The 19,667-nt window shown below is 69.6% G+C and carries 13 protein-coding genes and 3 pseudogenes; 4 read left to right on the top strand and 12 right to left on the bottom strand.

Annotated elements, in window-relative coordinates; all coding sequences use genetic code 11:
* Positions 1-392: 392 nt before the first annotated feature.
* Positions 393-842, top strand: a pseudogene (locus ACZ7KF_RS24550) (DUF5994 family protein); the annotation flags it as partial.
* 61 nt (positions 843-903) lie between these two features.
* Here the strand turns inward: ACZ7KF_RS24550 and ACZ7KF_RS24555 are convergent.
* From ACZ7KF_RS24555 to ACZ7KF_RS24570, 4 genes are all read right to left on the bottom strand, one after another.
* Positions 904-1,671 carry a SigB/SigF/SigG family RNA polymerase sigma factor gene (locus tag ACZ7KF_RS24555; protein ID WP_471079030.1) on the bottom strand — a complete coding sequence of 256 codons (768 nt, stop codon included), beginning with the start codon at positions 1,669-1,671 and terminating at the stop codon, positions 904-906.
* Between the two features lie 250 nt (positions 1,672-1,921).
* On the bottom strand, positions 1,922-2,737 hold the full coding sequence (locus ACZ7KF_RS24560; protein WP_471078842.1) for a DUF427 domain-containing protein: 816 nt from the start codon (positions 2,735-2,737) through the stop codon (positions 1,922-1,924).
* Between the two features lie 267 nt (positions 2,738-3,004).
* The gene (locus ACZ7KF_RS24565) at positions 3,005-4,333 is read right to left on the bottom strand and encodes an NtaA/DmoA family FMN-dependent monooxygenase (RefSeq protein ID WP_471078844.1); all 1,329 of its coding nucleotides are present in this window, start codon (positions 4,331-4,333) and stop codon (positions 3,005-3,007) included.
* 10 nt (positions 4,334-4,343) lie between these two features.
* Complete coding sequence (locus ACZ7KF_RS24570) at positions 4,344-5,429, bottom strand: LLM class flavin-dependent oxidoreductase (RefSeq protein ID WP_471078847.1); 1,086 nt, start codon at positions 5,427-5,429, stop codon at positions 4,344-4,346.
* A gap of 1,202 nt (positions 5,430-6,631) precedes the next feature.
* Here ACZ7KF_RS24570 and ACZ7KF_RS24575 point away from each other — a divergent pair.
* Positions 6,632-6,796: a hypothetical protein gene (locus ACZ7KF_RS24575; protein ID WP_471078850.1), complete on the top strand. Its 165-nt coding sequence runs from the start codon at positions 6,632-6,634 to the stop codon at positions 6,794-6,796.
* Between the two features lie 432 nt (positions 6,797-7,228).
* On the opposite strand, the gene ACZ7KF_RS24580 is transcribed toward ACZ7KF_RS24575, so the two are convergent.
* Positions 7,229-7,438 (bottom strand): hypothetical protein, encoded by a 210-nt coding sequence (locus tag ACZ7KF_RS24580; protein ID WP_471078853.1) that lies wholly within the window; start codon positions 7,436-7,438, stop codon positions 7,229-7,231.
* Positions 7,439-8,295: 857 nt separating this feature from the next.
* Here ACZ7KF_RS24580 and ACZ7KF_RS24585 point away from each other — a divergent pair.
* Together ACZ7KF_RS24585 and ACZ7KF_RS24590 are read left to right on the top strand one after the other, a co-directional pair.
* Complete coding sequence (locus ACZ7KF_RS24585; protein WP_471078856.1) at positions 8,296-11,508, top strand: ATP-binding protein; 3,213 nt, start codon at positions 8,296-8,298, stop codon at positions 11,506-11,508.
* Between the two features lie 23 nt (positions 11,509-11,531).
* A pseudogene (locus ACZ7KF_RS24590) lies at positions 11,532-11,618 on the top strand (TetR/AcrR family transcriptional regulator); the annotation flags it as partial.
* A gap of 676 nt (positions 11,619-12,294) precedes the next feature.
* Here ACZ7KF_RS24590 and ACZ7KF_RS24595 read toward each other — a convergent pair.
* The 7 genes and pseudogenes from ACZ7KF_RS24595 to ACZ7KF_RS24625 all read right to left on the bottom strand — a co-directional run.
* Positions 12,295-12,540: pseudogene (locus ACZ7KF_RS24595) on the bottom strand (transposase); the annotation flags it as partial.
* A 78-nt stretch (positions 12,541-12,618) separates the two neighbouring features.
* Positions 12,619-13,323: an IS6 family transposase gene (locus tag ACZ7KF_RS24600; protein ID WP_471078859.1), complete on the bottom strand. Its 705-nt coding sequence runs from the start codon at positions 13,321-13,323 to the stop codon at positions 12,619-12,621.
* Between the two features lie 286 nt (positions 13,324-13,609).
* Complete coding sequence (locus ACZ7KF_RS24605; protein WP_471078861.1) at positions 13,610-14,845, bottom strand: phospholipase D-like domain-containing protein; 1,236 nt, start codon at positions 14,843-14,845, stop codon at positions 13,610-13,612.
* A gap of 437 nt (positions 14,846-15,282) precedes the next feature.
* Entirely contained in the window at positions 15,283-15,711 is a 429-nt protein-coding gene (locus ACZ7KF_RS24610; protein WP_471078863.1) for a hypothetical protein, read from the bottom strand.
* Between the two features lie 178 nt (positions 15,712-15,889).
* Entirely contained in the window at positions 15,890-16,525 is a 636-nt protein-coding gene (locus tag ACZ7KF_RS24615) for a lysozyme family protein (RefSeq protein ID WP_471078865.1), read from the bottom strand.
* A gap of 275 nt (positions 16,526-16,800) precedes the next feature.
* Positions 16,801-18,012 carry a PP2C family protein-serine/threonine phosphatase gene (locus tag ACZ7KF_RS24620; RefSeq protein WP_471078867.1) on the bottom strand — a complete coding sequence of 404 codons (1,212 nt, stop codon included), beginning with the start codon at positions 18,010-18,012 and terminating at the stop codon, positions 16,801-16,803.
* Positions 18,009-19,595 carry a sensor histidine kinase gene (locus tag ACZ7KF_RS24625; protein ID WP_471079033.1) on the bottom strand — a complete coding sequence of 529 codons (1,587 nt, stop codon included), beginning with the start codon at positions 19,593-19,595 and terminating at the stop codon, positions 18,009-18,011. Before ACZ7KF_RS24625 ends, ACZ7KF_RS24620 begins: the two co-directional genes overlap by 4 nt.
* Between the last annotated feature and the right edge of the window lie 72 nt (positions 19,596-19,667).

Raw genomic sequence — 19,667 nt, forward strand, 5'->3', positions numbered from 1 at the left:
GGAAAGCTCTCTGCGAAAGGGGCAGGTGGCTTGGGAGCCACGGGGACCGACCGCGAACACTGCCCGGAAGGCGCCGTCCGCGAGGCCGGTCGCGGACAGGCCCTCAAATCAGCCGGGTTCCCCGCCGGGCGGATCTCACACGGTCACGGCAGGGGTTCCCCCGCGACCGACTCCCCTCCTCTGCCCTTCGCCGAAGCCGGCGTGTCGGGGCACGGTCCTCGGCAACCGTGCGCCGTACAGCCCGCGGCTCCGCGTCGCTCCGTCGCCCCTCGACGAGGAGTACCCTGGTGATTACCGAGAGCACCTCGTACACCGGCTGCCGAGCCGACGCCGTTCTCGGCGATTCACGACAACCGGGCCGGTTGTGACCGGCCCGGGGTTGGGTCCGCATCATGACCGCGACCATTGCCTTGACTCCCGCGGTCGAGCAGCCGCTCTTCCCTCTGGCATGTCCCCGACTCGCCCTGGCACCCGCCGACACCGCTCCGGCCCTGATCGACGGTGCCTGGTGGCCTCGCTCCCGCGACCTGAAGGCGGAGCTTCCGGCGCTCGTCGAAGTCCTCGACCCCCTGTGGGGGCGGATCACCCGGGTGACGGTGAACCCCACGTTCTGGCCTGACATCCCGCGAAAGGTGCCTGTCCACGGGCACGTGGTGCACGTCGGCTGGTTCGAGGCCGAGCAGGACCCGCACAAGCTGCTGCTGCTCTCCTACACCGTGGGCCGCTGGGACCTGCTGGTGATCCCACCGGAGACGGAGCCGACCACCGCGGCCCGGCTGATGGCCACGGCCACCGACCCGTCGCGAAGCCTCACGGCGACCGGCCTGATCGATGAGGCCGAACACTTCCTAAAGGCGGCGTAGGCAGCGGCCGACTCGAACGCGGCCCGACCGCTCGGGTCGCTCACGCAGTGACGAGACCCGCCCGGAGCTTGGCGAGGATGCGGGTGATAAGGCGTGAGATGTGCATCTGCGACACCTTCAGTTCACGCCCGATGTCGGCCTGGGTCATCTCCTGGCCGAAGCGCATCGCGAGGATGGCGCGCTCCCGTTCGTCGAGCCGGAGCAGCAGCGGGCCGAGCGTGTGCAGGTCCTCGAACAGTTCGAGGGCAGGATCGTCCTCGCCCAGGACGTCCGCGTACGACGGACCGCCCTCGCCGGACGCGTCCTCGTTGCCCGTGGTGTCGATGGAGCCGGCGACGTAGCCGTTCGTGGCGACCAGACCCTCGATGACCTCGTCCTCGCTCAGGTCCAGGTGGGCGGCGAGTTCCTTCACCGTGGGGGCGCGGCGCAACTCGGTGCCGAGGGCTTCCTTGCTCTTGGCCAGGACGACGCGCAGCTCCTGCAGGCGCCGCGGCACGTGAACGGCCCACGTGGTGTCGCGGAAGAAACGCTTGATCTCGCCGACGATGCAGGGGATCGCGAAGGAGGTGAACTCGACCTCGCGGGAGAGGTCGAACCGGTCGATGGCCTTGATCAGGCCGATCGTGCCGACCTGGGTGACGTCCTCCATGTCGCCGGTGCCCCGGTTGCGGAACCGGCGGGCCACGAAGCGGACCAGGGAGAGGTTCATCTCGATCAGCGTGGTGCGGGCGTACCGGTACTCGCGGGTGCCTTCCTCCAGGATCTGCAGCCGGTCCAGGAACAGCCGGGACAGCTCGCGCGCGTCCATCGGGGCGACCTTGCCCGCGTCCTCGATCCAGGGCAGTTCTTCGGTGTGCTCGGCTGCTCCCGTGGTGGCGGCAGGGGGTGCGGGAATGTGCGGGGAGGCCGTCACGGCGCCGCCTTAGATGGAAAGCAGGACAGGCGTCTCCTGCCCGCGATGACACCACGCATGTCCACGCCGGCCCCTCACTTCGCCCACGCCCGCCCGCCGGCTCGTCGCCGCCCTGCCCGTGCCCGACCCGGTCCGGCAGGCGCGGTCAGCCGTGCGACCGTTTTGAAAGTGCCCCGGTGAAGTGCGTGACGGGGCGTTCCCGGCGTTCGCCGTCGACGGTGATGTCGACGGCCTCGTCGTAGAAGGCGAGGAGCCCCTTGATCGGGGCCACCGCGGGCAGCGGGTCCGGGTAGCTCCAGACGACGTTCGCGGGAATGTCCGACTCGCCGCGCCACGACCAGTACTCCGCCGTGCCCTTGTAGGGGCAGCCGGTGTGGTGGTCGGTGGGTTCGAGCAGGCCGAGGCGGACGTCCTCGCGCGGGATGTAGTAGCGCGTGGGCAGACCGGTCTCGAAGAGCAGGACCGGACGGTGGGTGTCCGCGACGACCGTCCCGTCGATCTCGACGACGACGTGACGGCTGCTCGGGAGGGCGTCCACCCGTTTGTGCGGGTCGCGGGGGTGGACGAAGATCTCTTCCTCCTCCTCGTACCAGTGGTCGAGGCCCCGGCCGACGCGGTGGAACCATTCGAAGGCGATGTGGTCGGCCAGGTCGGCGGCCGGGAAGGTCCAGGCGGCGTTCTCCAGCAGGGCGCCGTCGACTTCGAGGTCGTAGAAGATCTGCGAGCCCGTGTGCGTGCCCGCCGGGGGGTTCTTCGCGGGGCGCAGCAGGTCCTCGCGGACCTCCGTGCGGGGAAAGGCGTACAGCGGGACGGGGACACCCGGCTCCCACACCAGCACGGGGTGGCGGCTGTCGACGACCGTCACCTCGCCGTGGCGGCCGCGAACCCAGCGCGCGCAGGGTTCCCACAGGAGGCCTTCCGGGGTGGTCCGTACGGCGGGCGCGGTGGGGAATGTGGTCATGAGCGGCTCTCCTCCGGATGGCTCACGCGGTGACTGCGGCGACACGGGGACGATTCTCCCGCGAGGCCGCGAGTCGCTCGGGGTGGCCGGACACGCGCCGGTACTCGTCGATGTCACCGGCGGCCCGGTACCGGGCGATGCCGAACCGTTCGAGCCGGACGCACTCCGGCGCCAGTGCGCGAAAGGGGCCGGCGCTGTCGTGCCCCGGACCGCAGCGGGGCCACCGGACCCGCCACGCGGCACTCCCGGTCCTCCGTCTCCGTTCGCTCAGTCGGCCCGCGGGGCGGGGAGCGGTGGCAGTTCCAGGTGGTCGCGCAGGGTGCGGCCCCGGTACTCCGTGCGGTAGACGCCCCGGCTCTGGAGCTCGGGGACCAGCTTGTCGACGATGTCGGTGACCGACGACGGGAGCAGGTGCGGCACGATGTTGAATCCGTCGACGGCCCGGGTGGTGACGTAATGGGTCCACTCGTCGGCGACGGCCGACGGCGTGCCGACGAACGCCGGGTGGCCCGGCGCCACCTCCAGCACCAACTGCCGTATCGACAGGTCTCGTTCGGCCGCCAGCTCGCGCCACTTGCGGATCAGGGCCGTTTTGCCGGTGCGTTGCGCGAGGGGGATCGTGCCGCGCGAGGGGTCGAGCTCGTCCTCGCTGGGCTCGATGTCGGGCAGCGGACCGTCCGGGTCGTAGGCGGACAGGTCGGTGCCCCAGTACTGTTCCAGGAAGGCGACCGCCCGGGGCCCGTTGATCTGCTCGCCGCGCACCCAGCGGGCCTTCTCCTCCGCCTCCGCCGGGGTGTCGCCGAGGACGACGGTCGCGCCCGGCAGGATCCGCAGCGCATCCGGGGAGCGGCCGTGCCGGGCCAGCCGGTCGCGCAGGTCGGCCGCGTAGGCGACGGCCTTGCCGTACTCGGTGTTGGCGGAGAAAACCACATCGGCGTGGCGGGCGGCGAGTTCGCGCCCGCCCTCGGAGTCCCCCGCCTGGAAGAGCACGGGCCTGCCCTGGGGGCTGACCGGCACGGTGGCGGTGGCCCGCAGCCGGACCAGGTCGGTGTCCCGCTCGACCGGACGGACGGGTTCCCGGCCGTCCCCCGACGACCACAGTTCCTTGGCCGCGTCGACGAACTGTCCCGCGCGCTCGTAGCGGCGTTCGTGCCGCAGCCAGCCGCCGTGCCGGAAGTTGGCCCCGGTCCAGGCGTTGTCGGTGGTGACGATGTTCCAGCCGGCCCGGCCCGCGGACAGCAGGTCGAGGCTGGCCAGACGGCGCGCGAGGTCGGCCGGGTAGTTGTAGGTGGTGTTCTGGGTGGCCACCAGGCCGATCCGCTCGGTGACGGCGGCCAGGGCGGACAACTGGGTGATGGCGTCGGGGCGGCCGGCCACGTCGAGGTCGAAGATCCTTCCCCGGTTCTCCCGCACCCGCAGTCCCTCGCCGAGGAAGAAGGCGTCGAAGAGTCCCCGCTCCAGGGTCCGGGCGACGTCGACGAAGGTCTCGATCGCCGTGTGCGAGGGGGCCTCGGGGTCGGTCCAGATCAGCTGGGCTCCCACGCCGGTGAAGAACAGGCCGAGGTGGAGCCGGGGACGGGCGGACGGTTCGGTCATGGCGGTCACCTCAGGCGTTCGTGGTCGTGGCGGCGAAGCGGCTGGCGGGGCGGGGCAGACCGAGCGTGGTACGCAGCGTGTCGTCGGGGCGGGGCGGGTGGTGGAGTCCGGCGGCGGTCAGGGCGGGAAGCACCCGGTCGGCCAGGACGGGCAGGTCGTCGGCGAGGACGGCGGGGTGCAGCCGTACGCCGTCCACGGACCGGGCCAGTTCGGTGAGGAGTTCGGTCAGCGTCTCCGGGGAGCCGGTGTGGCGCAGCCGGCCGGTCCGCGGCCAGTCGGCCGTGCGGTCCAGCACGGCCAGCCGGTCGGCGGCCGGGACGGCTGTGTCGAGCACCACCTCCACCTCGGCGAAGACCAGGGGTGCGCCGCCCTCCCGGGCGGTGGCGGCGCGGGAGGCGATTCCGGCGGTCGTGGGCCGGGCCACCAGGACCACGTCGGCGCGCTCGTCGATCTCCAGTGCGTCCGGAGCGAGGACCACGACCTGCCCCTGCGGCGGTCGGGGGGTGATCAGGGGGCCTTTCACCGTGAAGGTGGCCCCCTGGAAGTCGATGTGGTGCACGCGGTCCGGGTCCAGGAAGCGGCCCGAGGCGACGTCCTTGACGACCGCGTCGTCCTCCCACGAGTCCCACAGGGCGCGGACGGTGTCGACGACGTCCGTGATCTCCTGGTGCAGAGCATCGGCGGAGAGCGGGGACCGTCCGACGGTGGCGAGGTCGTCCGGTCCGGCCGCCGCCCCCACCAGCCAGGCGGCCCGGCCGTGCGACGCGTGGTCCAAGGAGGCCAGTTGGGTCGCGAGGTGGAACGGCTCGGTGGTCGTGACATGCAGGGTGGGCGCGAGCCCGAGACGGTCGGTGAGGCCGGACACGTACGCGGCACGGGTACCGGCCTCGATACGGCCGAAGGGCTCCGCGAGCGTGCCGGGCGGCAGGGGCGCGTCGGCGAACGTGACGAGTGCGAAGCCGGCGTGCTCGGCGGCGAGGGCCGACTCCCGCACCGCCTGCGGGGTCGGGGCCGCCTGGGCGGCTGGGTGGGCACCGCCGCCGTCGGCTTCCAGGGCGAGGTGCAGACCGGGCAGTCGGGTGTGGCGGTCAGTCATGGGGAGTTCCTCCGGTGGACGGTTCGGGTGCCGGTGGACGGTCATCGCACGGCGGTGTGCGCTCCGGGGAGGCGGGGGCGGGCGGGCGGCGCGGACCGGGAGACCGGGCGTTCCGGGGAAGCGGGACGGCCGGCGCGGACCGGGAGACCGGGCGTTCCGCGGAAGCGGGGCGCCCGGCAGGCACCGGGAGAGAGACCGGTGGGGCGGCGGTCGGGGCGGGCGCCGGGCCTGGCGTCCGGCCCGGCCACGGCGCCACGGCGGGCGGGGTCAGGACGGCGGTGGCGGCGCCCCCGGCCCCACTCCCGGGCACTCCGCGGGCTGCGAGCTCCGGGGGCCACGCGGCGTGATCACCGCAAAGGCGGCCGCCGACGCCGGTCCGGTACGCGCGAGAGCACGGCGGTACGCGGGTGCGGAAGGGGAGGAAGGGAGCGAGTGGTCAGCGACAGATCTGGTCGAACTGATCGGCGCGGCGGCCCACCCAGAACGGGTCGAGCAGCACGGTGCGTGCCTGACCTGCGGTCTCCATGGCCGGATCAAAGCACACGGCACAAGGTGCGTCCACCACGCGTCTCGGCACGTGAGACCGCCCCGCCTTCTCGGTCAGGGCGTCCGGCTCCGGCATAGGTGTGCGGCAGCACCGGTCCGCACCAGCGCGACCGCTTCGGATCCGTCGTCCGGTCCCGACTCGCCGCGGGGGAGGCCTCCCCCGCGGTGGGGTTCTCCGGATGAGCGCCCGGCGGGATCAGCGACGGTTGCCGCGAAAGTGTGCCCCCGAGGCGCCCGCTTCCGCTCCGGCGTCGACCCCGGTCGCGAGGCTCCGCTCGGCTGACCGGGGTCGGGAGGGTGCGGCCGGCCCGGCGAGTCCGGGCGGCGGTCACAGGTACCGGAGGAACGGCGTCACACGTACCGGCGGATCGGCGTACAGGTACCGGCGGATCGGAAGACGGAAGTAGCACCACCACGCGGACTCCTACTCCGCCGCTCCTCTGCGCAGACGTCCGGGTCGGACCACGAGCAGATGTCCCGTATCGGAAAGTCGTTTGCCCTGCCAGGTAGCAACAACACCGGGACCCTCCGGCTGACCGTCGACGATGTCTCCGACACAGTTGCCCCGGCGGCCGTGCAGGCGTACGCCAGGGAGTTCGGCTCCGCGGAGCCCCCGCTCGATACTCAGCCGGATCCCGGGCCTGAAGTGGGTCATCGTGGCAGTCCATGCCACGAACACCGGCAGCCGGCCCGCGTTCTTCCTCACCCAGTTCTTCGTGCTGACTGCCGGTGGGAAGCAGTTCGACGTCTCCCTCTCGGACGCGAAGGCACAGCACGTCGCAGAGGGCTGGGCTACAACTACATCAAGAACCAGGAGCTGAATGTTATCCTCAACCCCCAGCACGGGCTACGAGTGGCTGGTCTACCAGGTCCCGACTGAACTGCCGGCGCAGTCAATTCTGATCGGCGCGGATGGTCCGGCGAACGGCCCTTCCGCAACGGTCGACCTGACCCGTTATTGAGCACCTCCCTTAAGGTCGGCGACCCGTAGTGTGGAGGGTCGGACTGCGTGGCTGCGTAGGTCTCAACCGGAAGCTGAACGCCTGTCCGAATGAACTGCAGGCCTTTGATGTAGCCCAGCAACCCCGGCCGTTCGGCGTCGCCGACCGTCAGCAATAGCACCGGCGCAGACAGGTTACCCAGTCCGCCGGAGGCCTGCACGTAGAGCGCCGCGACCGCCTCGTTGAACGGATCCTTCGGGTCGTAAAACGGCCCCGCGGTCGTGTGGTCCAGGACGACCGCGATCCCCGCCACTACGCCGCCGCCCGCGGACCGCGCGAGCCGGCGCCCAGGCGCTCCAGCAGAGCCCGGGCCTTCGCCTCCGCCTCCGGGTTCGGCACGCTGCCGAGGGTGGAGACGAGCTTGGCGCGGGCCAGCTCGGCGCGTGTTCTGCGCGAGGTCCTCGACCACGCTGCGGATGGTGGTGCCGGTCCCGCGCGGCCGTGCTTCCCGGCGCGGGGCATCAGGTCGCCCAAGCCCGAGCTGCGGGCTCAACCTGCGGGAATGCCCAGTACGGCGGTAGGGTGGGCATATGGCCAGTGATCTGGCATGTGCCCGCTGTGGGGCAGCGTTGGCGCCGGACGACCACTTCTGTGGGCGCTGCGGCCAGGAGGCTGACGTCGCCCCGCTCCCGCCGACATCGCCCCCGTCCCTTCCGCCGCCGCAGGAAGCTTCTGGACAACAGTGGCCGTCGGCCCCCTCCGCTGCGGATGGGACATGGCCACCCCCTAAGCCGGCCCTAGAGCAGCACGGCCGCCCACAGGGCGGTGCCTGGCGTCCGCCCCCGGCACGCGGCGGAGCGTCGAGTGGCCCACCGCCCTCAGCACGAGATGGCGGGCCGAACAGCCCGTCGCGTGACCATAATGGCCCCTCGCGGTCCATCGTCCCAGCCCCCGTCGGGGGCCGAGCGACCGTCATCGATGGCCAGACGCGCGGAATACAGATGCGGTCCGAGTCCCGCGGCGAGAATCAGACTGAGACGATCTGGACTTTCCGCGTGGAGCGCTACGACGCTTCGGGTAACCGGACTGCACTCGTTCCCGTGGAGATGCGCGGTTACGCCTTCGAGGGATCCGTCAGTGACGGCGACTGGGTGCGCGCTAGCGGCCGGATGAAGGGTGGAACTCTGCGTGTCTCCCGGCTCCAAAACCTCAGCACGGGCGCGTCGGTTCACGCCAAGAGTGTACCGAAGGCTGTCGTGATCAGTTGCTCCGTACTATTCGGCGTGTTCTTCCTCGCGCTCCTCGCCTGGGTCGTGTCCGGTTTCTTCGATTCCGGTCCTCCGCCCGGGTTCCCAGGACCTTGAGAGCGGTGCTGCGTCATGACGATCGAGGGTCTGACCGCTGGCAGCCTGGACTATTTGCAGCGCGCCGGGTTCGAGCCGCCTCCGCTGTCCGCAGTTTCTACATACACCGAGGCGCCGCCGGGGCTGCGGACCCTGGTGCGGGTGGAGGGTGTCGGACGGTTCGACAAGCGACGTAAGCCTGAAGGCAAGGAAGCGGTTGACCCGGTCACTCGTGATCTGCTCGTCGGGCTGCATCAGTACAAGGTGCCGGTGGCTTTCCTGGCTGGGGGCGAGCCGGGCCGGATCAGTTTGCGAATTGGGACCTGGCTACCGGCCGGCGGGCAGGTGCCGTCGGCACGCTGCGATGGGCGACTGCTGGAGTCCGCGCTGCGCGCGCTGTACCCGGCTGTCGACCTGGCCGCCGACGAACCAGCCGTCGGTACCTGGCCCTCCGGTGCTCTTGTTCTGGGAGTACCCACGCTGAAGTCGCCCGAGGAACTGGACGGAATGGGACAGTTCGATCGGCTGCTTCAGGGCCTTGGAAGCGCACGCTGGATGGCGCTGGTCCTTGCGCAGCCCGTGGATGAGGAATCGGTGCGTGCGCAGCGGCTGAGTCTGATCAACGAGATGCGCTCGGTTCAGACTGGCGTGAAGCTGGATGGGGCGCCGAGTCCGCTTGCCGATCACTACCTCGAACTGCTCGCCGGTCAGTTGCGCTGCCTCACGGAGGGGCAGAGCAGCGGAGCTTGGCGTACCGCCGTGTACCTGCTTTCCGACGACGAGAGCTTCGCGGAGACCAGCAGTCTGTGGCGGGGCGTGTTCTCGGGCAAGGACTCGTTGCCCGAACCAGTGCGGGTGTGGGAGCGCAGGGACGTGCCAGGGCTGGCGGCGGCTTGGGCATTGCCCGACCCAACGGACGGCGGCCCCGTGCCGGGCTTGTATTACCAACCGTTCCAGCACCAGACCCTATTGACGTCCTCGCAACTAGCGGCGTACATACGCTTCCCCGAGACGGAGACGCACGGGTTCTCCATCTCCGCAATCCCCGACTTCGACACCGTGCCGCCGCGGCTGGGCGCGGACGCGCTGATGCTCGGTTCGGTCGTCGAGCGTTCTTACACCTCGTCCACCGCGTATGGGATCTGTGCGACGAGTCTGACTCGGCACGCGTTCGTCACCGGCGTCACCGGCTCCGGCAAGACGAACACGGTCTTCCACTTGCTGCGACAGACGGCCGAGCGGGGTGTGCCGTTTCTCGTGCTCGAACCGGCAAAGACTGAGTACCGGGTGCTGTTGCGCGACCCTCAGCTCGGCCCGCTACTCCAGGTAATTACTCTCGGTAACGAGAACGTCTCGCCGTTCCGCCTCAACCCCTTCGAGGTGCCCGAAGGCATACATGTTGCCGTGCACCTGGACCTGCTCCGCTCAGCGTTCAACGCCAGCTTCGGCATGTGGACGCCGCTGCCCCAGATCCTCGAGACGAGCCTGCACGCCGTCTACGCCGAGCGCGGCTGGGACATCACCACCGGAGCCAACCATCGTCTCGACGCCGGGTCCGACCGCGCTGACGCCTTCCCCACCCTCAGCGAATTGGTCCGCAAGGTCGAAGAGATCGTACCCCAGCTCGGATACGAGGAAAAGGTGACCGGCGACATGCGCGCAGCTCTGTGCACCCGCCTCAACAGCCTGCGGACGGGAGGCAAGGGCTGCATGCTCGACACCCGCCACTCGTTGCCCGTCTCAAGACTGCTGGGGCAGCCGACCGTGCTCGAACTCGAAGGCATGGGCGATGACGACGACAAGGCCTTCATGATGGGCCTGCTGATGGTGCGGCTAGTGGAACAGCGCCGCATCGAGGGCGACACGGAAGAGCTGCGCCACCTCCTCGTCGTGGAGGAGGCCCACCGGCTGCTCGCCGACACCGGTTCCAGCAAGTCCAGCTCGGAGGGGGAAGCGGACGTCAAGGGCAAGGCCGTGGAGACGTTCACCGCCTTGCTGTCGGAGATCCGGGCCTACGGGCAGGGCGTCGTTGTAGTCGACCAGATCCCCACCAAGGTCGCACGGGACGTGCTCAAGAACACGAACCTGAAGGTGGCCCACCGCATCGTGGCTGGCGACGACCGTCAAGTCCTCGGCGACACCATGGTGATGACCGCACGACAGGACGTCGCGATGGCAAGCCTGCCCGTAGGGCGGGCCGCGGTGTTCACGGACAGCGAGGACGCGCCCCTACTGGTAAAGGTTCCGCAGGCCAAAGGCGGCACGGGCAGCTGGCCGACCGACGCAGAGGTGCGCGACCAGATGCGCGCTCGGGCGACCGGGCTGATGCCAGCATCGGGTGACTGTGACGCTGGCTGCCTGACCGATCCAGCGGCGTGCAAGATGGCACGCCAACTCGTCGACCGGGAGGTACTCAGGACGTTCGCGCGGATAATACTGTCCGCGGTGCAAACTCCGGGCGGTCTGGAACGCAACTGGCCCGACATGCTCGCCGTGCTTTCACCTCGTCTACCCCGCGGGGCAGACGTTTCAGCGACGCTTCGCAGGTTCATCCGGCACGCGTCCCAGCAGCTGGCCGACATCCGTGGCGCGCGGGCCGGCTGGAGCTACGGTGAGACGGCAACGGTCGCTGGCCTCATTGGCCGGGCTGTCGACGCCCACTTTGACGGGAAGCCGGCGGACGAAGCTGCGGAGGAGCTACGCAAGAAGCTGCTCGCACTCCAAGGCGGCGGCTATGGACCGTTCCAGGACTGTGCCCGCATCTGGGCGGACAGGCCGGGGCCGTGTCTGTGCCGGGTGCCGGTCACCGAACTTGTCATATCAGGCGACTTCACGGATGTCTGGGCCCAAGCCCGTGCCGCCGATCGCACATCGGGCGCCGAAGGCCGTCCCGCAGTGTGGGACGTCTGCAAGGACGCCGCTTATCAACTTGTGGAATTCCCGGATACGAGTTCAAACCAGGAGACAACGGAACGGCTCCGCGACATCGTTGACCGCACGGCCCTGTGCTTCGGGCAGCAGATGATGACAGCCGAGAAGTGGGCTCATCCAGCTACCGTGCGCCGGGCGGTCTCAGACCTGCTGGCCGAGACAGTCGCCGACAACAACAGCCTGATGGAACGGGTCGCCGATCCTACGGAGATGCCGATGTCAACCGCTTTTGCGGCGCTGCTGGCGGACGACACGGAGCCAAAGATTGCTGGCACCCAGTCCAACGCGGCTAGCGATGGGCAAGCAGGGCCCCAGTAGCCACCGGTGGCAGGTTCCCTCCCCGGCACGAATGGCTAGCCGACCTGCTTGGCGGCCGCCCGGCTCTGTGCCCGAAAGCGCTCGCCGTAGGCGAGGCCTCGCTGGCCGCCTGGATGGAGTGGACTGTTCGACCCTGCTGACCGTACCGCTGCCCCGAGGAGGGAATAAAGCAATGGGAGAAGTCGGGAGTGAACGGCGGCGCGAATTCGAGGATAGGCGATCAGATTCGCCACGCAGTGGAGCTAACGATCGAGGTGAGATCGCGAAAGCGGCCGACGCTCCTCAAATAACGCGCCAAGAGTTGGATGAGTTTAGGGCTGGCCAAAGGGGTATTAACCAGCACAGTGATTTTACCCAAAGGGACAGCGGTGGAGAAAGAAAGGGAAGTATGGATTCACATGCACATATGCAGGATGGGAAGACCCATTTGCATATCGACGTCAAGGATGACAAGGGGAACATCATAAAAAAGGCGGACTCGGTAAGTGACAAGTCGCCCGATGGGAAGGTTCATACCCATACGGACTACAATGAGTCCAACGGGAAGGCGGGCAGCTCAGACTCGAAGTCGTACACAGACAAGGGCGGTACGACTCACACGCACACCAACAACTATGACTCCAAGGGGCATCAGACCGGCAGCTCAGACTCGAAGTCGTACACAGACAAGGGCGGTACGACTCACACGCACACCAACAACTATGACTCCAAGGGGCATCAGATCGGCAGTAAAGACACGAAAAGCTCACCCGCCTCTAGCCATAGAGAAGAGCGCGTTTAGACGGTCTTCAGTTCCGCGCGCAGGGCCGTTATCTCGGCCTCCAGATCCTGCCTCGTGGCCTCGCTCACCGGGATGTCCTTCGTGCTCGTCGTGCCGCTCTCACCGCGGCGGGCCCGCTCGGCCCGCACCCAGTTGCGCAGCGTCTCCCGGCTGATCCCCAGATCCTTGCCGATGCCCTCGAAGGTGTGGCTCGGGTCCGACAGGTACAGCGCGACCGCGTCCGCCTTGAACTCGGGCGAGTAAACCTTCATCAGGCGCTGTCACGTTGTTGGGTGCGTGAGTGCCTGACAGCGTGTTGCAGCGTGGTGGGGACCGGTTCCGGGCTGTGCTCAGGCCGTGGTGGAGAGGCTGGCGACGCCGGTGATCTGCTCCCAGATCGCGAAGCGGACGGTCATCTCGGTGCGGTAGTGGTGTGCGGGCATCAGGTGTCGGCGGGGCCGGAAGTGGGGCGCGATGCCACTGAACGCGGACGGGAACCGCTGGGCCCCGCCCACGGAGCGGAAGCCTTTCATCGCCCGTTCGCGCTGCCGGGTTGGCTGGTGGCTGTTCTCCGCCCGGTTGTTCAGGCCCTTGTGCGAGCGGTGCTCGACGGAAGGCATGACCTCGCGGTGGGCCGCTTTGTAGGAGCGGAGCTTGTCGGTGATGATGACCCTGGGCACAGTGCGAGTCTTTGTGAGAAGACGGCGGAAGAAGCGCCTGGCCGCAGCCTTGTCCCGCCGGTTCTGCACGAGGCCGTCCTGGTCGAAGGCCCGCCACAGGTACTGCAACCGCCCGTTGATCTTGATGAAGACCTCGTCCAGGTGCCACTTGTCTCCGGCCTGGGGCTGCCTGCGGCGCAGCTCGTTGGCGTAGGTCTGTCCGAACTTGGCGCACCAGCGGCGAATCGTCTCGTAGGAGACGACGATCCCGCGCTCGAGCACGAGCTCCTCGACCTCGCGGAAGCTGAGCGGGAAGCGGTGATACAGCCACACGCAGTGGGAGATGACCTCGACCGGGTACCGATGCCCCTTGTACGACAGCGACGCGCTCCCCACGGACGATCCATCCCAGGCTGATCAACCAGAAGATCATCCCACCGGTCAGCCAACGTGACAGTGCCCCAGCGAGTCCCAGAACGATATGTCGGCCTGCATGACCAGCACCGTCACCGGCCACAGCCGAGCACGAGCCTGGCCACCGCACACCTGACGGAGCGTCAACCCCACCCGCCGGACGGCGGGGCGTACGCCGTCTCATGCGAACCCGGACCTTCGCAATCGAACGGAGCGGTCACCCTCTGCGACCGCTCCCCAAGATCTGTGACAGAGCCGCGGATCGGCGTCACAGGTAGCGCCGGAACGGCGTCACCGCCGCCTCCGCCGCCCGACGGACCACGGAACGGCGCTTCCAGCGCCCCGGGCGGATCGGTTCGCATGCGGCGAGGTCCTCGTCGAAGTCCGCGTCGAGGCTCGCGGTGACACCGGGGTCGAGCACGGCGAGCATGACCTCCTCGTCGTGATCGAGCGAGCGGCGGTTGAAATTGGTCGAGCCGACCAGCGCGGCTGTGCCGTCCACCGTGACGATCTTGGCGTGCATCATCGTGCGCTGGTATTGGAAGATGCGGACGCCGCAGGCCAGCAGTTCCTCGTAGTGGTGCTGCCCGGCCAGTCGGCACACCCGCTTGTCGGTGTGCGGACCCGGTAGCAGGATCTCCACGCGCACGCCCCGGCGGGCGGCGGCGCACAGCAGCGAGACGAAGAAGTCGTCGGGGCAGAAGTAGGCGGTGGCCAGGCGCAGCCGCCGCTCGGCGGACTCGATGACCACCCGCATCAAGGTCTGCATGTCCTGCCAGCCCAGGCTGGCCGAGCCGCGCACGACCTGTACCACCGCGTCACCGGCCGGCTCGTGCGCCGTGAAGCGGTCCCGGTCGTCGAACAGTTCGTCGTGGCACTCGGCCCAGTTCTGGGCGAAGGCGGCCGCGATGCCGTCGACCGCGGGGCCGCGGACCTCGACGTGGGTCTCCCGCCACTCGTGCGGGCCGCGCGCGTCACCGCACCACTCCTCGGCGATGCCCACTCCACCGGTGAAGGCGAACCGCTCGTCCACGATCAGCGCCTTGCGGTGGCAGCGGTGGTTCTGTTTGAACGGAGACAGCAGCAGGGGTTTGCGGAACCAGGCGACGTGCACGCCCGCGCGGTCCATCTCCCGCAACAGGCCGTCGTCGATCAGCCGGCTGCCGAACCCGTCGAGCAACAGCCGGACCCGCACTCCGGCGCGGGCACGCTCGGCCAGAGCGGCGGCGAACTCGCGGGCGATGTCCCCCTTCCAGTAGACGAAGGTCATCATGTCGATGGTGTGCTGTGCCGCTCGGATGCGGGACAGCATGGCGGGGAAGATCTCGTCGCCGTTGCGCAGCACCGTCAGCGCGTTGCCCTCGGTGGCGGCGATGCCGATGAGCCGCTCCAGTCTGCGCCGCAGGCGCCAGGCGGCGTCCGCGGGACGGCCCGAACCGTCCGGCTCCGCCGCGGCTGCCTCGGGCCGGCCTGGTGCCACGGCTTCGATCTGAGTGTGTGTCATGTTGTCCCCCCTTTGTCGGTCGTCCTGCTCCGGCCGGTGACCGGGCTCACCCGGTGTCGGTACCGTCATGGAAGGAGGACGCGTACGGAAGCCGGCCGGCCACGAGCACCCTGACCCCGTCGAGGGTGGGGCACCGTCGGGCGCCCGGGAGTCGTGGTCGTGCCGAGTGGTGGTGCGCATGCCTGCCGCGCTGTCACGGCTGCCTCGTCAGAGGCTCCGGGCACGCCGGCAGGCAGGGGCCGGCCGCCCGACGCCGCACGGGACGTCGCCCCCTCCCCCGGAGGCACACAGTCGTCCCCAGCAGCGGGACGAGGCAGACGGCGAGCGGTCCCGGCCGCGTCACCGCCTGCCCCGGGGACCCCTGTCCCCGGACCGCGGTCGCCGGGCTCGTCCGTGTCGACGAACGGCGCAAGAGCTGACGACCGGGCCGGTGTGTGTCATATCCGGCCGCTGGTGAGGCGAGTCAGGGGCCCGTGGGTGAGCCGCTCGGCCCGGCGGCCCAGCGCGTACGAGGCCGCGCCCAGCGCGGTGACACCCGCGCCCACACCTACGGCTACCAACTTGCGGTGGGCCACCACCGCCCACGCCGTCCTGGCTGTGGTGGCGGCCCGGCCGGACGCCGTGACCAAGGCCCTGCGGGCCGACTCCACGCCCCGGGTCGCCGAGTCGGCGGCCGTGCGCGTCGCCGCAGCCGCTCGCTCGGTGCCGGACTCCGCGGCCGACACGGCGTCATCGGTGGCCGCCGCGGCCCTCTCCGTCGCGCGGCCGACGGGTGCCGTGGCCTTGCCGGCCGCCCGTCGGGCCTTCGACGCGGACTCCTGCTCCTGTGCGGACTTCCGGTCTGTCACCTTGTTCGGTTCAGTCATGGACTTCACGTTGCCCGGCCCTGCCCGTACAAACGTGTGGGTCTCCCGTGCCCCTCGCGGGGCGCGTTCGAGGAGCGGGCCGCCTAGGTGCCGTACGACGGGGGCCCTTGTCGCCCTGGACAGCGGGGCGAAGCACTGGCCCGGCGAGGTCACCGAAGGTGGGGACGAACGCTCCCGCTCACGGGGCCGCGGGGTCCTTCGTCGTGCCACCGCCCGCCAGGGCCTCACCTGCCCGGCTCTGGTGGACCCGGAAGCGACGCAGGTACGAGCGTGCCATGGGGCCCGGGGGGATGCCCCGGGCGAAGGCCCGCATGTTGCGTTCGCCCGTGTTGTAGCCCAGAGCAAGGAGTTCGTCGCGGGTGTAGCGGCGCACATGCCGCTGTGGAAGGCTCCGGTCGAGATCCTTCAGGTGCAGGGCGGCCGCGTGAATGGCGAAGGCGGGATCGTCGCGAAGGTCCTGCCACCGCCCCGACAGACCGTGCGTCCGCCGCACTCGCTCGAACGTCGCACGATGCATGTTGGCCACGCCGAAGGACGCGCCGGGTTTCCACCACTGCCACAGCCGTTCCAGCAGCGGATGGTGCGGCTTGTACGCCTCGTTGTGGAGCACGGTCATCACCAACAGCGGTGACACGCCCGCTTCCTGAGCGCTTCGCACCACAGCCTCGGCGTAGTCGGCCAGGTCATAGCTCCTGGGCAGCAACGGTGGAGTCCGAACGTCATGGGCGTCATGGGCGTCATCGGTGCCATCGGTGCCATCGGTGTCCACCGGGCGGAACCGTTGCGCCGTCACCGTTTTCGATCTCTCGGCCATGCTCACTCACCTCGTCCTTGCCGCTCGGCCGCCGCGCAGGCGGGAGCGGGGCTGCTTTCCGGAGTGCACGTGCCCGCGTGGCCCTCCCTCAATCCGGTGCGATGATCGCTCCACCCGTATGACCGCGAGGGGTGCGGGATGCCGTCCTGGCTGCCCCACGCGCTCCGGCCCGGCGCCCGCCGCTGCGGGATCGTCGCCCTGTTCGTGCCAGCGGTCCTGCTCGCACCGGCCGCAGCGGTGCCCGGCGAGGATCACCCAGCAGCAGGCCGTCGGAGCTACGGCGCGGTGCGCCACGCGCTCGCGGTGCGGCCGGTCTCCCCGGCGTTCCAGTCCAGACGCAGGACGGCGAGATCGTCGGTGTGCCGGTCGGCGTTCAGCGTGCGGGTGCGGGCGATGAGCTGGTCGAGGTGCAGGCCGGGTTCGGGGGCGCGGATGGTGTCGATGATGCGCAGCAGGCCGTCGGTGCCGAGCCGGGCGCCCGTGTCGTCCACGAAGCCCTCGATGAGGCCGTCCGTGTAGGCGACGAGCGCGCCGCGGGCAGGCAGGGTGATCGTGGTGGGGGGCCACTTGCCCTCTCCGGGAAGAATGCCGAGAGCGACTCCGTGGGTCGCGGGAACCACCCGAGCACCGTCCGACGTGAGGAGGAGGGGCTCGTGATGACCGGCCAGGTGCAGGGTGAGGGTGCCGGCCTTCGGGTCGATGGTGATGAGGGTGCAGGTGGTGAACAGATCGCTGCCGGCGCGTTCGGCGATGTGGATCTGTTCCAGCAGGCGCAGCAGCTGCTGGTCGCGGTGGCCGCCGAGCGTCAGGGCGCGCCAGGCGATACGAAGGCAGACACCCAGTGCCGCCGCGTCGGGACCGTGGCCGCTGACGTCTCCGATGACGGCGTGTATCTGCCCGTCGTCGGTCTGGACGACGTCGAGGAAGTCACCGCCCAGCAGAGCCTGGGCCCGCCCGGGGTAGTAGCGGCTCGAGGCGGTGACGGCGGAAGAGGACAGGAGCGGTTGGGGCAGCAGGCCGCGTTCCAGGCGCGCGTTCTCCTCGGCGCGCAGTCGGCCGATCTGGAGGGCCGCGTTGGCCCGCTCCGCCTGCTTTCGCTGGACGGCGTAGCGGACGGCCCGTTGCATCAGGTCGGGATCGACCTTGCCCTTGACGAGGTAGTCCTGGGCACCGGCGGCGAGAGCGTCGACTCCCGCATGGGGTTCGTCGAGTCCGGTCAGGACGATGATGGCGGCCTGAGTGTCCGACTGGATCGCCTGGACCGTCTCCACTCCGGACGCGTCGGGCAGGTGCAGGTCGAGGAGGACACAGTCGGCGGCTTCCGCGGCGAGGGCCGCGCGGGCCTCGGCGGCGGTACGGCAGCGCGCGAGGGTGTGCGGCAGTCCGGTGTCGTAGAGGAGTTCCTCGACCAGCAGAGCGTCCCCGTCGTCGTCCTCCACCAGCAGAACGGTGTACTGCTCGACGCGGCTGGAGGCGGGATCGGTCACGGCTGAGTCTCTCTTTCCGGACTCGCGGACGAGGCTCCGGCGACGGGGAGGGTGAAGACGACGCGGGTGCCGAGCTTGTAGTCGGGGTCGATTCCGATCGCACCGCCGTGGAACTCGACGACCTTCTTGCACATCGCCAGGCCGATGCCGGTGCCCGGATAGGCGTCCTTGGTGTGCAGGCGCTGGAAGAGGACGAAGACCTTCTCCTGGAACTCGGGCGCGATGCCGATGCCGTTGTCGGTCACGGAGAACTCGCACACTCCCCCGTCGCACACTGCACCGACGTGGACGCGGGGCGGCCGGTCGGGGCTGCGGAACTTGACGGCGTTCGACAACAGGTTCTGCCAGAGCATCCCCAGCTGTGTGGTGTCTCCGACGACGGTGGGCAGGGGGTCGTGGGTGATCTCGGCGTCGGTCTCCCCGATGGCCACGCTGAGATTGTCGAGGGCCCTGCTCATCACCTCTTCGAGGTCGACGGTCTGATGATCGTTGTGGACCCGGCCGACGCGGGAGAAGGCCAGCAGGTCGTTGATGAGGATCTGCATGCGGTTGGCGCCGTCGACGGCGAAGGCGATGTACTGATCGGCCTTCGCGTCCAGCTGTCCGCCGTAGCGGCGTTGCAGGAGCTGGGTGAAGCTGGACACCTTGCGCAGCGGCTCCTGCAGATCGTGTGAGGCGACGTAGGCGAACTGCTCCAGCTCGGTGTTCGAGCGCCTCAGGTCCTCCGCCTGCTCGTCCATCTGGCGCCGGACGTCCTCGCTGAACTGCAGCTCCTCCACCAGGCGCGCACGCATCGAATCGACGTCCGAGGCCAGCTGCCGCAGGTCCGCGGGGCCGATCCCGACGAGGGAGCGGTCGAAGCGGCCCTGCGCGACCTCCCGGGCGTCCGAGCCGAGCCGCGTGAGGGGACCGGTGACGCCACGACGCAGTCCCTCGAAGACCAGTACCGCGACCGAGGCGATGACGGCGGCGATGATCGCGAACGTCCAGTCGCGCAGGTTCTCCGACTGTCGCAGTGCCCGCGTGGACGCCTCGCGTTCGCTCTGCAGATGGGCTTGCTGCCGTGCCATCGCCCGCCGTAGCGCGTCGAACGCGGACTTGCCCTCTGCGGCTCTCTGCGTGGTGAGTCTCACCGCCTCCTCGGTGGAGGCGTCCGCGATGGGGCGGGCTATGCGCTCCTGCCAGGTGCCGGCCAGCCGCTCGGCCTCGGCCAGGTCGGCGGCGGCCTGGGTGTCTCCCTGGACCAGCGGCCTCAGCCGACGCAGGGCGCTCTTCTCGTCGGCCACGCCCCGGACGTACGGCTGGAGGAAGTCCGAACGGCCGGAGAGGCCGTACCCGCGGATTCCGGTCTCCTGGTTGACCAGCGCCTGCTCCAACCGCAGGGCATCGATGAGGGCGGGAGAGCGCCGTTCCACCAGTTCCGCCGTGAGATGTGATGTACGCCACATCGCCCAGCCGCCGAGTGAGCCCAGTACGGCCAGGACGATCAGGGTGGTGGCAACCCCGGCTCGGAGCCAGCGCCGCACCGTCCAGTGGGCGAACGCGCCCTCGTGGGGCGGCTCGTTCTTGTTCGCGGTGCGCATGTATCCCTCGACGAGTGAGCCGCTGTTGTCATATGGCAAGCACACTGTACCCACGCCCCGACAACACGTGTT

The sequence above is a fragment of the Streptomyces sp. NPDC038200 genome (assembly GCF_055600785.1).

What these genes read in the sequence shown, in the direction of transcription:
- ACZ7KF_RS24555 (WP_471079030.1), bottom strand. Translation starts at nt 1,671, where the DNA reads ATGGACGCGCGCGAGCTGTCCCGGCTGTTCCTGGACCGGCTGCAGATC.
- ACZ7KF_RS24560 (WP_471078842.1), bottom strand. Translation starts at nt 2,737, where the DNA reads ATGACCACATTCCCCACCGCGCCCGCCGTACGGACCACCCCGGAAGGC.
- ACZ7KF_RS24565 (WP_471078844.1), bottom strand. Translation starts at nt 4,333, where the DNA reads ATGACCGAACCGTCCGCCCGTCCCCGGCTCCACCTCGGCCTGTTCTTC.
- ACZ7KF_RS24570 (WP_471078847.1), bottom strand. Translation starts at nt 5,429, where the DNA reads ATGACTGACCGCCACACCCGACTGCCCGGTCTGCACCTCGCCCTGGAA.
- ACZ7KF_RS24580 (WP_471078853.1), bottom strand. Translation starts at nt 7,438, where the DNA reads ATGCCCCGCGCCGGGAAGCACGGCCGCGCGGGACCGGCACCACCATCC.
- ACZ7KF_RS24585 (WP_471078856.1), top strand. Translation starts at nt 8,296, where the DNA reads ATGACGATCGAGGGTCTGACCGCTGGCAGCCTGGACTATTTGCAGCGC.
- ACZ7KF_RS24605 (WP_471078861.1), bottom strand. Translation starts at nt 14,845, where the DNA reads ATGACACACACTCAGATCGAAGCCGTGGCACCAGGCCGGCCCGAGGCA.
- ACZ7KF_RS24610 (WP_471078863.1), bottom strand. Translation starts at nt 15,711, where the DNA reads ATGACTGAACCGAACAAGGTGACAGACCGGAAGTCCGCACAGGAGCAG.
- ACZ7KF_RS24615 (WP_471078865.1), bottom strand. Translation starts at nt 16,525, where the DNA reads ATGGCCGAGAGATCGAAAACGGTGACGGCGCAACGGTTCCGCCCGGTG.
- ACZ7KF_RS24625 (WP_471079033.1), bottom strand. Translation starts at nt 19,595, where the DNA reads ATGCGCACCGCGAACAAGAACGAGCCGCCCCACGAGGGCGCGTTCGCC.